This window comes from Methanohalophilus halophilus, assembly GCF_001889405.1.
Lineage (GTDB): Archaea > Halobacteriota > Methanosarcinia > Methanosarcinales > Methanosarcinaceae > Methanohalophilus > Methanohalophilus halophilus.
This window is the reverse complement of the sequence record NZ_CP017921.1, coordinates 426,456-440,036: the sequence shown is the minus strand read 5'-3', so window position 1 is coordinate 440,036 and position 13,581 is coordinate 426,456. Positions and strand designations below refer to the sequence as shown.

Sequence of the window (13,581 nt, the reverse complement as noted above, 5' to 3'; positions counted from 1 at the left end):
GCCCTATTTATGGGTACATCATTCCAATTTAATGAGGTTCTCACATGCTACCTGAAGATGACCTGAAGATCATTGTAGAAAAAATGGGACGGCAGCCGAATAATGTGGAGCAGGGTTGTTTTCTCAATCTCTGGAGTGAACATTGCTCCTATCGCTCCAGCGCCCCATTGCTTAAGAGTTTTACAACTACCGGTGACCGTGTAATCATAGGTCCTGGTGATGATGCTGCAATTGTGCGGTTTGGTGATGGCTGGGTACTTGCCCTGGGTATGGAAAGCCATAATCATCCATCCTATGTCGATCCCTACAATGGCTCGGCTACAGGTGTGGGGGGCATTGTCCGTGATATCATCTCAATGGGTGCCCGTCCAATTGCCCTTATGGATCCGCTCTATTTCGGCCCCCTGAACACTCCCAAGAATCTGTATCTGTTTGAGCATATCATCGAAGGCATCGGTGGGTATGGTAACTGTATAGGTGTGCCGGTTGTTAGGGGGGAAGCATTTTTTGACGAACGCTACAGCGGCAATCCTCTGGTGAATGTTGTATGTGTGGGGCTTGCTAGGGAAGATCAGCTTGTAACTGCCACTGCCCAAAAGGCAGGTAATAAGATCGTACTTATTGGCTCCACTACCGGACGTGATGGCCTGGGTGGTGCCTCTTTTGCTTCCAGGGACCTGTCTGAAAGCGCCGAGGCAGAGGACCGGCCCAGCATCCAGATAGGTGATCCTTTTACTGAAAAACTTCTTATTGAACTCTCTCTTGAAACAGTTGCAGCAGGTGTCGTAAAATCCTGCCGTGACTTAGGGGCTGCCGGACTTGCAGGTGCTTCTTCAGAAATGGCTTCCAAGGGTGGTCTGGGTATTCATATACTTGCAGACAGTGTGCCCCAGAGGGAGGCCGGAATGAATGCCTTTGAGATTATGATAGCAGAATCTCAGGAGCGTATTCTTTTCGAAGTGGAACCTGAAAATGTGGACTATATGCTCCAAATTGCCGAAAAATATGATCTCAACGGTGCTGTCATTGGCGAATTGACCGAGAGACCTTACTTTACAGTTGAGTTTGAAGGCAATACTGAGACGGATATTCCCATCCATCTTTTAACAGAAGGTGCACCCACCTTTGAGCGCCCTTCCACACCTTTTACAATCAAAAAAGATCCTGTACCGGATGCAACAGGCGACCTGAAACAGGCAGTTCTTGATGTGCTTGCATCCCACAATGTGGCTTCAAAGGACTGGATATACCGCCAGTATGACCATGAGGTCCAGATACGGACTGTAGCCAAACCAGGAAGTGATTCTGCAATCCAGCGAATTGTCGGTGACAGGGGCATAGCTCTTTCCTGTGGTTGTAATCCCAGGCATACCTATCTTGATCCTTACGAAGGAGGAAAGGGAACTCTTGCTGAAAATGCAATGAACCTTGCTGTAAAAGGCGGACGTGGCCTGGCCCTGGTAGATTGCCTGAACTTCGGCAATCCTGAAAAGTCTGATATCTACTGGCAATTCAAGTATGCCATAAATGGACTTGCTGATGCAGCACGTGAACTTTCCATTCCGGTGGTAGGGGGTAATGTTTCCCTGTACAACGAGAGTGAGGAGCACCATACCGCAATCCTTCCAACTCCTGCAATAGGAGTTGTAGGGGAAGTGGAGGATGTTTCTGCAGTCCCACCTTCGGAATTTACAGGGGTAGGTCAGTCTGTCATCCTTGTGGGAACCACAAAAGCAGAACTGGGTGGTTCGGAATACTATACTGTAAGGGGTAGTCCAAATGCAGGGAATGCTCCTCAAGTGCCGGCTGATATGGCGGAAATAGTTGAGTCCCTGATTACAACAATCAGGGCTGGTAAAGTCGCTGCTTCTCACGATGTTTCACAGGGCGGGCTTGCAGCTGCTCTTTGTGAGATGTGCGGAAATGTGGGTGTAAAAGTGAACCTCTCTGAAATTAAAAATAATATGTCCATGGAAGATGTGCTCTTTTCCGAGTCCCACGGCAGGGCTCTGCTTGCAACAGATGACCCGGATGCAGTCTCTGCACAGCTTGGCAATATCCCGCATGTTGTAATTGGTACTACCGGTGGTGGCAGTGTAAGGATTACAGTAAACAATGAGCACATTGACGTAGATCTGGATGAGATTAAGGATGCCCGTGCTTCTCTCACCCGATTGATGATGGAATAATATCAGGCCAGGGTGGTGATCTGTTCAACGGTTTCCACCAGGGCATCGACTTCTTCTTCGGTGTTATACAGGGCAAAGGATGCCCGCACCGTTCCTTCCAGCTTCATGAAATCAATCCCCGGCATGGCACAGTGGTAACCACTGCGCAGGCATATCTGCCGGGTTTCATCCAGTATCATTGCCACATCGTGGGGATTAAGTCCCCGGACATTGAAAGGTACAACTGCACCCCTGTCCTGGGGGCCGTATACATCCACTCCTTCTATTTGCGCAAGTTTGTATGCGGCATTTTTTGCAAGTTGTCTTTCATGTTTCTCGATGTCGCTGGCTCCTATTTCCTGGACATATTTCACAGCCCTGCCCAGCCCGATTCCTCCCGGGATGTTGGGTGTGCCGGCTTCAAACCTGGCAGGTGTTTCTTCCAGTTCGTAGCTGGTGGTAGTAACCGATCTTACAGCTCCTCCTCCTACATTGAGAGGTTTGATTGATTCGGGTTCTTTGATATATGCAACGCCGGTTCCCTGGGGGCCCAGCAGGCCTTTGTGTCCTGGGGTAACGAAAAAATCACAATCCATCTGTTTGAGGTTTACCGGCATGTGCCCTGCGGATTGGGAACCATCTATCAGGCAAAGGCTTCCGTGGTCCCGGGTAAGTTTGCAGATGCCATTCACATCCTGTATGGAACCGAAGGAATTGGATATATGTGTAATCGCAACAAGGCGTGTGGAAGGGCGGATATACTGCTCCAGGGTACCCACGGACACATGCCCTTCATTGTCCGGTTCCACAATGGTAATTTCAACTCCCCTTTCTCTGAGTTCCATCCAGGGTAGCAGGTCTGAGTGATGTTCCATCAGTGTTGTTATTATGTGGTCACCCTCCTGCCAGTCTATGCCCTGGGCTATCAGATTAAGGCCTTCGGTTGCATTCTTGGTAAAAATGGTATTTTCTGCCGGGCAGTTCAGCAAATCCGCTATTGTTTCCCTGGCATCTTCAAAACGATCAGTGGTCTGGCGGGCCAGGTGATGGGCTCCCCTTCCGTGGTTTGCCGCATACTTGAAGAAATAGTCTTCCATGGCCCTTACCGCCTGCACCGGGGTCTGAGTGGTGGCGGCATTGTCCAGATATATGTTATCCTTTAATACGGGAAAATCTGCACGTATATTTTCGACGTCATACATGCAGGCAAGTTATTGATAAAGAGTAAAATAGGTTTTGCAGGTTATTTGGCCTGCATCCCGCCTACCATAAAGTGGTAGAGTTCCTCATCATCTTCATTGAGTTTGCCTTCTGTACGTCCTCCTACCACTGAATAGCATTTTCCCTTCTTGTCTTCACATCTTAGAATATCATGTTTTTTCATTATAGTTGTCATATAGTATAACCTCCTGTCTTCTTCAATTTCAATACTCTGCTGCCATACATGACCCCTCAGGCATCAGCAGCATATTAGAATATTAAACAACTTTATCGGTGTTCTTTCTATATATATTTGTTTGTTGATGTTTTTGTCGGGTTATGGAAATGCATTACATTGGTGGTACAATTCTCATTTATCCTTGCATTTACCAATAAATTGTCTTAATTGCAACGTTATCGGCCCTTGCAATACCTGTTATCGTAAGGATTATTAGCGATGCAGGAGACTTCCCTTCCATGCCTATCATAAACATTGATCCTTCTGTAAAGTATGCGGGAGACAGCCAGAGGGTGCTGGATGGTGAAGCAACCCTGGAAAAGGCCAGTGTCGGCCTGGATACAATTGGTGTGACCCGTATTGCCAATATTACTGATCTTGATCGGCTGGGTATCCCTGTGTTTTCAGGCATCCGCCCCACAGCTGCTGATGGTGCCATCTCCGTTTATTCCGGTAAAGGGGTGAATCCGCAGCAGGCCCGCATCTCCACAATTATGGAATGCTACGAACGCTGTCTTGCAGAGCGCAACGGGGTGAATGCGGACATTGGCGAAAACGTAGCTGCTGATGAATTCATGGCTACAATGGAAGAAGCTGGCGTCCAGCATGACCTGATCCATCCTGAAGAATTCCTGATGCCGCAACCTCTTGATTCTTCTTCATTGATCGAATGGACAGGAGGTTTTGACCTGCTTTCCGGAAAAGAAGTATATGTGCCTTCCAATGCTGTTTATCATCCCTATGATGCTCCGGGTATGTCCGCCCATCTTTTCCGCAGCAATACCAATGGACTTGCCTCGGGTAATGTTATGGAAGAAGCCATACTGCATGGTTTGCTGGAAGTAATTGAAAGGGATGCTTTAAGTATGGCCGAGTTCAACCGCAATCCTGGAATGGAACTTGTGCTAACTGAAAAAGACGGGCAGGCCTACGAGATGCTCAAAGCCTTCAGGGATAGTGGTGTGGATATTCGTCTATGGGTTTTGCTACATGACACTCCTGTAACAACAGTGGTCGCTGCTACGGATGATGTACAGCTGAAAGATCCAGCCCTGCTGGTTATGGGGGCGGGTTCTCATCTAAGGCCAGAGATTGCTGTTATGCGTGCTATTACTGAGGCTGCACAGTCCCGTGTTGTCCAGATACACGGAGCACGTGAGGATACAACCCGGGAAGACCTGGTCCGCAAGATTGGGTATGAACGTATGAGAAGGATGAACGTTTACTGGTATGAGGAAGGTGTGGATAAGATATCCCTGGCAGATATGCAGGACATCTCCTCTGCGACACCCGCAGGAAACATCAATACCGTTCTGTACCATCTGGAAAAGATTGCTCGCAATGCTATTGTTGTGGATTTGAGCCGTAGTTCTATCAATATACCTGTAGTCAGGGTAATAATTCCCGGATTCGAGCAATACACTCTTGATCGTGAAAGGGTTGGTAAAAGGATTCGTCTGGCAGGCAAAAGAAAAGGTACTGAAAGGGAAAAACCCTGGAAACGCAGGCCGAAAGTATGAAAACAATCGTTTTTGCCGGCACCAGTATAGATCTTCAAGAAGCAGGAAAACTCAGTGGTGCCACCGTCCAGGGCCCTGTTAAACGCGGAGATGTTACACAGGCTGTAAAACAGGGTTATGACTTGATTGGCATCATTGATGGTATTTTTTTCCACAGGGCTGCGGTTGGTCACAGGGAAATACTGGGGGCTCTGCGCAAAAATGTAACAATTGTCGGCGGCTGTAGCATGGGAGCTTTGCGTGCATCCGAAATGGATCGCCACGGCATGATAGGTGTGGGTAAAATCTATGAATGGTACCGCGATGGTGTGATTGAAGATGACGATGAAGTGGCGGTTGCCACAAACCCTGATACCTATGAGTCCATTTCTGCTCCACTTGTGAATATCCGGTGTACCTTCCTCTCTGCTATGGATGAGGGCATCATTTCGTCAGGTCAGGAAACTTTCCTGCTGGATATTGCAAAAGCTACCCATTATTCTCTAAGGAGCTACTATGGCATAATAAAAAGTGCCCGGGACAAAGGAATGCTGGATGAACAGACGGCAGCATATTTACTTGATTTTTGTCGTGACACTGAAGTGGATATCAAAAGAAAAGATGCTCAGGCGGTTCTTTCCAGAATAAAGGAGCTGGATATCTAAATTTTATACGTCACAGTGGGGGTGCTCTATTTTGCCACACACTCCCATTGTCGGATGCCCCATGGTACTGCATATGGTATCGATAGCCTGCAGGGAAACAAAGCTTTCAAAACGGTTCACCTCGCTGCAGGCTTCTTCGGGTGAGAGGCCATAGTTTTTGAGCATAAGGCTCAATATCCTGTGTCTGCGAATCAGAAAAGCAGCATATTCTTTCCCTTTTTCTGTAAGTTTCACACCACGATAAGGTACATGGTTGACGTATCCCTCCTCTGCAAGTTCGTTGATTGTCTTGGTTGTTGTAGAGGGGTCTACCTTAAGGTGGGCTGAAAGTTCATTGGTGCGTACGTTTTCTTTTCTCTGATGAATATATTTGAGGTATTCTATTTTACGCGGGGAAAGCTCAAGCCCTGTTATCTTTTCCATGGTGGGAGTTATCTAAAAATATATTTAAGTCTTATGAGGTTTTGCTCAGAAGACAGGTTTAACATCTGCATATACCCATACAACAAGCCCTATAATTCCCACAATAGATAACAGTATCAATGTCATGCGGGCTCTTTTTTCAAGTTCCAAAGCACCTGCAATCCGGATGTAGGTGATTTTGTTGAGTGTGCTCACAATACCGGCAATAACTGCTGTCTCAGCGGCCAACATGTAAGAAATTTCGCCCTTTACTGCCAGGGATGCCATGGAAGCTGTCACTGCCGAACTGCTGGCCACACCTCCCAGCGCAGTTACATATGTGCCATATGTTCCCGCGTATTCGTTGGCAAAAGTTGCAAAAAGCTGTAATACCAAAAATATCGCTCCGAAACGCAGTGCAGGCTTCAGGGCAAAGGGTGAACCAATGTCAAGGGTTCCTTCCATTTTCTTTGCTATATTCTTGTTCTTCCAAAAAATCCCTATTACTACCAGTATCATCAATAATTGGGGAGGTAGCATATTCAGGGTGGTCTTGCCTGAATTATCTACAATCAGGGCAATCACCAGGTTACTGATGAACATGGAAAGGTTGGATAAAAGGACCCCGATGTAAAAAGCATTTACAAGCCCGGATTTTTCCTTTGCTATCGATGCCAGGGCAGCAGTGGTGGCCTCACTGCTCACAAATCCTCCCAACAACCCAGAATAGGGTATGCCTCCCCCTGCTCCGAAGCGTTTGAGGGAAATGTAACTGATAAACCCAATAAACATCACAAGTACGACAATAAGGATTGTGGCTTTAAGATCCACAATGCCCCATAATTCTTCATCAGGTACCAGGGGATATAGGATGAAAGCCACGGCAAGGAACTGCAGGCTGTTCAGGATATCTTCATTGGAAAGATTTTGGGCAAAAGAATGGAGGGGGCGCTTTTCAATAGTCAGGAAAGTTATTGCAACTCCGCCGGCAATAGCAAACAGGTAATTGCCGTTTGCTACCAAAATTCCCAGTAGAAAGGTGCAGAAGAGAGACAGGGCACTTGTCATGCCCAGTTTGCCCCGCATTGTGTAGGTACGGTATATCAGGGCAATACTACATGCTATTATCAAAACGGCTGCAGCAATTATAATATCATTACCGATTGTCTTTCCTGCAATTGTTGCCAGCATGCCTGTGACAGCAGCCAGAGAATATGTACGCACACCTGCAAAAACCGGATGTTCTGCTCTTCGGTGTTCTCTTTCTATCCCGATGATTATACCTATCATCAGGGATAGGATGAGTTTTTCCAGAAAATCAAATAAAAAAGGATCAAGCCCGATGGTGGGTATAATTTCCATAATTCCACCTCTGGCTTGGTAAAATCCTTAAGTTCTTTTATTTAAGGACTTCTTCTTCAACTTCTTTTCTGCCTGCTTCCAGTTCATCTGCCTGTTCATCATCGTATTCAAGCAGCATGGTCTGGAATTCTCCCACGTGGGTCTTTTCTTCCTTTGCAATGTCAAGCAGCACTGCACGGATCTCCTCGCTGGAAGATAGTTCGGCCATCTGTTCATAGAGGTTTATAGCATCAAGTTCGGCTATAATGCCAGCCCTTAAGATTTCCTTGTCTATGTTCTCATCCTCTACAGCATCAAGGTCAATTGGTATCTTTGATAACATACGTATCCTCCTATCAAACATTATAGAAATCTTAGAATATAGTTCTTGCTATATTGTCATATGTCTACGGAGTATCCTGCATAAATGTATGCAAATTTATCCGGAAATTTTCTTCTAATTTCATCATGGTGAGATGTGCAGTGTCCGGCTGCGATGTATGAAAGTCGGCCCAATATATCCATGTCATTGAAATCATGCAGTCCTCCGAGTACACCTGTGACATGGCCCCTTTTTGCAGCGTTGTCAATTATTTCCCCCAATCCCGGGTGGGCACATCCGGTTATAACATACAATTCATCTTCAGATTGCAGGATAAGGGATTGTTCTTTTATGCTTTTTCCCAGTTGACCGGTGCTAAAAACTCCTTTGCAGACCTGCCTGGATTTTGTGACTTCTATAAGATGGGAATGTCTGGCTATTTCTTTTTTTAGATTCGGGGAGAATTCCCGGGGTACATACACTTCCAGGGTATCTGAATTATGTAATATTGCAGACAGCCCTCCTATATGATCCCAGTGCTGGTGGGATAGGATAAGTATGTCTATTTCTGAGGGTCTCACTCCCACATTTTGAAGGTTTTCCAGCAGGGCGGGTCCGTTCCAACCTGTATCAAAAAGAAGCGTGGTGTCTCCATGTCGAATCAGGCAGGCAAAACCCCATCCTGCATGAAAACCTTCGGCTGCATTATTATCATAAACAACGGTAAGTTGCATATTCAATCTTCCATATTGAATTTCTTACGCAGGTAATAGCCGGAATAGATTGCACCTGCAGGATTATGTGCAAGCACCCTGTCCTTGACAATCAGGGTGGTTACCGGGGCTTCACTGTTGCGGGTAAATATAATGTCATGACCCATGCAGAGACCAACGATGATATTAAGCTCGGTTTGTTTTTTGGCAAGTAAGAAGGCCTGTCCCTTGGGGTTACATGTAACCTCTAATTTTTCGGGCTGTATCTTTTCAAGGGAATATTTTTCCTTGGGGATTCCACATACTTTGCAGCAGACAGAATAAACCTCGAAATCCTTTTTCAGTATCCGGGTGATAGTTGCGGCTTCATTTGCCAGCCCGATACAAAAAGCAATTCCCAGTTTCTGGTAACCCATTTGTTTGGCAAACAGGATAAGCTCTTCCAGCCGGGTTTTTTGCATATAATGTTGCCCTTCGATAGCAGCTGCAACCTGCATACAATCAAGGTCTTCACCGCTATATTCGATATCTTCTGCAACACCGCTGCAATCTTTCCCGTTGCGACATTCCTTCTCCTGACAGGCTGCACATCTCATGATCCCATCTCTTCTTTTACTTTTTCCCATACTTCTATGACACATTTTGCAAAAGAATTGTCGGTATATTCCACAATTGTTTTTCCCTTCACCATTGCCTCGGTGGGTGTTGTATCATAGGGGATTTCGCCTGCAATTCTAATGCCCTTCTGAGTGCAGAAAGTTTCTATTTCTCTTCTTTTGCTGTCGTTTATATCGGATTTGTTTATGCAAACAAGAGATGGTATATCGAAATGTTCTGCTACTTCTATCACTCTTTTCAGATCATGTATTCCGGCTACGGTGGGTTCGGTGACTACAAGGGCAATGTCCACACCAGTAAGGGCTGCAATTACCGAACAACCGGTGCCCGGTGGTCCATCTATGATTATTGTGTCACAATTATTTTTTTGGGCTACCTCTTCTGCAATTTCCCGAACGAGTGTGACAAGTTTTCCTCCAGCTTCTTCCCCTATTCCGAGTTTGGCATGGACAAGCGGTCCGAACCGGGTTTTTGATTCATAGGCTTCCCCGCATTTATTATATTCCATTGTCACTGCATCGACAGGGCAGACATACTCGCAGACTCCACAACCTTCACATATATAGGGATCGATTTCGAAACCTTCCTTTATTGCCCCGAATCTGCAATGGTCAACACATATTCCGCATCCTGTACATTGTTCAGGGTGTATGACTGCTGTAGGTAACGCGGTAAAATCATAGGTTTTTATTATTTCAGGTTGCAACAGCAGGTGCATGTTTGCAGCATCGACATCACAGTCTGCAATGGTGGCATTTTCTGCAAGAGCTGCAAAGGAAGAAGTGAGGGTGGTTTTGCCGGTGCCACCTTTGCCACTGATTACTGTGAGTTGTCTCATCTAACTGCCTCCTTTATAGTTTCAAACATCTGCAGGAATTTTTCTTTCCACTGCGGCATTGTTTCAACAAAAGGTATGCCTTCTGAATAAGCTACAGCTATTCTGCGGTCGTAGGGAATTTCCATTATTATTGGTAGACCGGTTTGATGGCAATATTCTTCAACACCTCCATCCCCTACTCCTGCACGGTTGATTATCACTCCCGCAGGAATTTTCATCTCCCGGACAACTTCCGCTGCTAGTTTCAGGTCATTGAGTCCAAATGGTGTGGGTTCGGTAACAAGGATGCAATAGTCAGTATCTTCAACTGTTGTGATCATCGGGCATGCGGTACCAGGGGGGGCGTCCATTATTACTGTATTTTCGCCTGCATAGGTCTTGAGTTCTTTTATCAGGGGTGATGCCATTGCTTCTCCTATATTCAGGAGTCCTGTATGGAATTTTCCTGAAAAGGATCGCTCTATGTCCCCTATGCTGCGTCCTGTTTCACTGATAGCATCATTGGGACAGACGAGGCTACAGCCTCCACAACCGTGACATAGATCGGAAAAGACCATCACCTTTTGTGGTAGTGCTGCAAGTGCATTGTAATTACAAAAATCAGCACATTTGCCGCAATGTTCGCATTTTTGCTCATCGATTACAGGAACTGGTATCGTAACATCTTTTACTTTTTCAAGGTCATTGTGTAAAAACAGATTGGAATTTGGCTCCTCCACATCACAGTCAAGGAGGCTGATTTTTGGAACGGAAAGGAAGAAATTTACAGCAACTGTTGTTTTCCCGGTTCCTCCCTTTCCGCTTGCCACAGTTATTTTCATAGTTATTCACTTCAGTTTTTCAGGATTTCTTTGATAAAAGTTCCCTGGCCGATTTTGTCCATAATATTGCCTAACCTTTCTTTACCGGGGTTTGTGCGATATTTTATGAATGCTCTAGCTATATCATTGATCGTTTCTATGATTTCTTCCTCGTCACAGAATGATTTGATCAATACTCCCTCTGTAGGACGGCGTGCACCATTACCTCCTATCCATAAAGAGTAACCGCGTTTATCTTCCAGAGCAGCTTCATGGGGGCATCCTCGGACACACCATCCACAATTTCCACAAAGATCCCGGTTTATAACTGCTTTTCTTCCCTTTATTGATATGGCATTAAATTTGCATAGTTCGGTACATCTTCCACAGCCTGTGCACTTTATTTCATCAATGACAGGCCTGAGCTGGCCCATTATACCTATGTCATGGTCTCTTACGCGGACACAACTATTTGGACAACCGGCGACACCTACTTTCATTTTATGTGGAGTCAATTTCTGGGCAAAATGCATTGTAAGTTTGTTGGCAATTTCTTTTGTACTTACCAGGCCTTCGGGGCAATAATCCATTCCCGGGCATGCTGTAGCATACCCCATTCCAATTGTTTTTAACCCTTTGTCATAGATCTCTGCCATAAGATCATCGATGTTTCTTCCAGGCACGCCCTGTATTTCTATGCTTTTTCTTGTGGTCATTTCCAGTGTACCGTCACCATATTTTTTGGCAAGTTCGGCAACTTTTCCCAGGTATTCATGGGTGGTAATCCCTGAATCGGTTTTTATTTTGACAAAATTGGTTCCATTTACTTCAGGCCTTACGCCCGGATAGTCACGAACCCAGTAGCAGCTGACTTTTTTTTCTGAATTGAGACGTTTGTCAAGTTCATGACGGAACTTTCTCATTTTGAATTCTGCCAGTTCTTTTGTCATTTCAATATCTACTTCATTTGAAATCTCAATATAGCCCGCTTCATTTGCATCATTAAGCAATTTCAATCCTTTGGCATTGCGGGCTATCAATGTAGTCCACCCTTTTGAAGACCCGGAACTTCCTGCAGAAATATCAGCGACCTTTGATACTGCGTCCCTGCATATCTTACAGCCATCCCATACACAATCTTGAAGGTCCTTCAGAGAGATCTCAATATTTTTATTATCCGTGGTTATAATCATTTCATCAAGTTGGATGGAATATTTTTTAATATCGTTAAGTTTGATTCCCTGATTTTCCAGGAAATCGGATAGCTTGTGATAATTGAAATTTTCCATGCAAAAGAGACCAATCGTGTATTCAATAGTAGGATTATTGGCAAATTCTCCATCCATTCCTATTTCTACAGGGTGCACGTTAAGGCCGTTGAAATATTGCATTCTACGGACACCATAGGTTTGACATGGAGTTCCTACGAGTGCTACTTTGTTGAAATTATCTTTTTCATTTCTGAGGGTGGATAATAATGGAACGGTTGAATATTTTGCTCCCTGAGATGTTGTTATATCTTCCCCTTTTCCAATTATGTTTGCTGCAGGTTTGGCAAAACCAGCTGTTGTTATGGCACCGTCTATAAGTCCCTTGTTCATACAGTATGCAATAAGGGATGAGACAGCTCCTCCATCCTGTCCTTTCTCTGCAAGAGTCTCATTTGTTGCTCTTGCGGACACTATCTTTTCGTATTGTCCCAACAAGCTTGGAGGCTTTGCCTTGAAATTGAAAGTGTTAAGCGCTATCCGGGAAGCATCGGTCATTACCCGCTGACATACATCTTTGCATGCTCCCTCTCCATTCCTGTAGCATTCATCTTTAAGATATGGTCCGTTTTCATCAAAACGTATAAGATCATAAGGACAAACAGCAGCACATGCACCACAAAGGGTGCACATGCCCGTATCTACAATAGCATCTTTCAGGAACCATTTTTTTTCTAGCATACGATCACATCAGTGTTCGTGATCATGTCCACTGCAGGAGTTGTTTGCACCAGCTTGTTCGAGCCTTTCATTTTTCCAGTCCTCTATGGCATCACTAACTTTTCCCTGTGCTCCCACGAAAACTTTGATGCCAAACTGGTCGAACATCTGGACAGCTTTCCACCCCAGGCCTCCACAGAGCATGGTTTCAACGCCTTCATTTGCAAGTAATTCGGGGGGCAATCCGACGCCGCCCATATGCTCACTGGTATTTTCCAGAACATTTATCTTGCCGGTCTCACTGTCGTATATTGCGTAATAAGGGACTTTACCAAAGTGCTGCCCTACGGGTGAATCTATTCCACTGTTTTCGGTTGCCGGTATGCATACTTTCATTTTCTTCCTCCTCTGCCCTGTCCGCGACCCATGCCTGCATGTGCTTTGGCAGTTGGACCGGATACTTTTTCCAGGGTTCCTTTATTATACTGTTCAATTGCTTCTTTTACTGATACACCGGAAGTGGTTACGACTTCTATCCCTGCTGTGGAAAGGACTTCGTAGGCATTAGGTCCCACATTACCGGTGATCAAAACATCTGCCTTCATTTTTGCGACTTCTTGGGCAGCCTGTATGCCGGCACCACCGGTAGCACTCACTGCGGGGTTCTCCTTTGTTTCAAATTCTCCGTTCTCGGTGTCGGCAATTATGAAATAAGGAGCTCTGCCAAAACGGGGCTCAATATCTGAATCAGGTTCATTGCCTTTTGATGTTATGCAGATTTTCATTGTTATTCCTCTAATGTACTATATTTGACACATAAAGGAGGAAGTATATATAACTTTCTCAAAA

General features: G+C 45.3%; 15 protein-coding genes. 3 read left to right on the top strand and 12 right to left on the bottom strand.

Going from position 1 to position 13,581, the window contains the following annotated elements; all coding sequences use genetic code 11:
• The first annotated feature begins 44 nt into the window (after window positions 1-44).
• The gene (gene purL / locus BHR79_RS02230; protein WP_072560783.1) at window positions 45-2,189 is read left to right on the top strand and encodes a phosphoribosylformylglycinamidine synthase subunit PurL; all 2,145 of its coding nucleotides are present in this window, start codon (window positions 45-47) and stop codon (window positions 2,187-2,189) included.
• Window positions 2,190-2,191: 2 nt separating this feature from the next.
• Here the strand turns inward: purL and BHR79_RS02225 are convergent, their stop codons facing one another.
• A complete protein-coding gene (locus tag BHR79_RS02225; RefSeq protein WP_072560782.1) occupies window positions 2,192-3,370 on the bottom strand; it encodes an aminotransferase class V-fold PLP-dependent enzyme in 1,179 nt (392 codons plus the stop codon).
• 41 nt (window positions 3,371-3,411) lie between these two features.
• Window positions 3,412-3,564, bottom strand: coding sequence for a hypothetical protein (locus tag BHR79_RS10455; RefSeq protein WP_157198640.1), 153 nt, complete (start codon window positions 3,562-3,564; stop codon window positions 3,412-3,414).
• 281 nt (window positions 3,565-3,845) lie between these two features.
• Between BHR79_RS10455 and BHR79_RS02220 the strand changes: the two genes are divergently transcribed.
• Both BHR79_RS02220 and BHR79_RS02215 read left to right on the top strand, forming a co-directional pair.
• Window positions 3,846-5,126, top strand: coding sequence for a YcaO-related McrA-glycine thioamidation protein (locus tag BHR79_RS02220; protein WP_072560781.1), 1,281 nt, complete (start codon window positions 3,846-3,848; stop codon window positions 5,124-5,126).
• Complete coding sequence (locus BHR79_RS02215) at window positions 5,123-5,770, top strand: TfuA-related McrA-glycine thioamidation protein (protein WP_083432992.1); 648 nt, start codon at window positions 5,123-5,125, stop codon at window positions 5,768-5,770. Before BHR79_RS02220 ends, BHR79_RS02215 begins: the two co-directional genes overlap by 4 nt.
• Before the next feature lie 3 nt (window positions 5,771-5,773).
• Here BHR79_RS02215 and BHR79_RS02210 read toward each other — a convergent pair whose 3' ends face one another.
• The 10 genes from BHR79_RS02210 to BHR79_RS02165 are packed head-to-tail and all read right to left on the bottom strand — an operon-like array spanning window position 5,774 to window position 13,517.
• Window positions 5,774-6,193: a metal-dependent transcriptional regulator gene (locus BHR79_RS02210; protein WP_072560779.1), complete on the bottom strand. Its 420-nt coding sequence runs from the start codon at window positions 6,191-6,193 to the stop codon at window positions 5,774-5,776.
• A 45-nt stretch (window positions 6,194-6,238) separates the two neighbouring features.
• Window positions 6,239-7,534, bottom strand: coding sequence for an MgtC/SapB family protein (locus BHR79_RS02205; protein WP_072560778.1), 1,296 nt, complete (start codon window positions 7,532-7,534; stop codon window positions 6,239-6,241).
• Between the two features lie 37 nt (window positions 7,535-7,571).
• On the bottom strand, window positions 7,572-7,856 hold the full coding sequence (locus BHR79_RS02200; RefSeq protein WP_072560777.1) for a ferritin family protein: 285 nt from the start codon (window positions 7,854-7,856) through the stop codon (window positions 7,572-7,574).
• A gap of 56 nt (window positions 7,857-7,912) precedes the next feature.
• Window positions 7,913-8,569, bottom strand: a complete 657-nt coding sequence (locus tag BHR79_RS02195; protein WP_072560775.1) for an MBL fold metallo-hydrolase — start codon at window positions 8,567-8,569, stop codon at window positions 7,913-7,915.
• Between the two features lie 2 nt (window positions 8,570-8,571).
• A complete protein-coding gene (locus BHR79_RS02190; RefSeq protein WP_234970371.1) occupies window positions 8,572-9,174 on the bottom strand; it encodes a DUF1847 domain-containing protein in 603 nt (200 codons plus the stop codon).
• Window positions 9,141-10,004 (bottom strand): ATP-binding protein, encoded by an 864-nt coding sequence (locus BHR79_RS02185; RefSeq protein WP_072560771.1) that lies wholly within the window; start codon window positions 10,002-10,004, stop codon window positions 9,141-9,143. Before BHR79_RS02185 ends, BHR79_RS02190 begins: the two co-directional genes overlap by 34 nt.
• Window positions 10,001-10,825 carry an ATP-binding protein gene (locus tag BHR79_RS02180; protein ID WP_072560769.1) on the bottom strand — a complete coding sequence of 275 codons (825 nt, stop codon included), beginning with the start codon at window positions 10,823-10,825 and terminating at the stop codon, window positions 10,001-10,003. Before BHR79_RS02180 ends, BHR79_RS02185 begins: the two co-directional genes overlap by 4 nt.
• 11 nt (window positions 10,826-10,836) lie before the next feature.
• Complete coding sequence (locus BHR79_RS02175; protein WP_072560767.1) at window positions 10,837-12,753, bottom strand: Coenzyme F420 hydrogenase/dehydrogenase, beta subunit C-terminal domain; 1,917 nt, start codon at window positions 12,751-12,753, stop codon at window positions 10,837-10,839.
• A gap of 9 nt (window positions 12,754-12,762) precedes the next feature.
• Window positions 12,763-13,128, bottom strand: a complete 366-nt coding sequence (locus tag BHR79_RS02170; RefSeq protein WP_072560765.1) for a NifB/NifX family molybdenum-iron cluster-binding protein — start codon at window positions 13,126-13,128, stop codon at window positions 12,763-12,765.
• Window positions 13,125-13,517, bottom strand: coding sequence for a NifB/NifX family molybdenum-iron cluster-binding protein (locus BHR79_RS02165; protein ID WP_072560763.1), 393 nt, complete (start codon window positions 13,515-13,517; stop codon window positions 13,125-13,127). Before BHR79_RS02165 ends, BHR79_RS02170 begins: the two co-directional genes overlap by 4 nt.
• Window positions 13,518-13,581 lie beyond the last annotated feature (64 nt).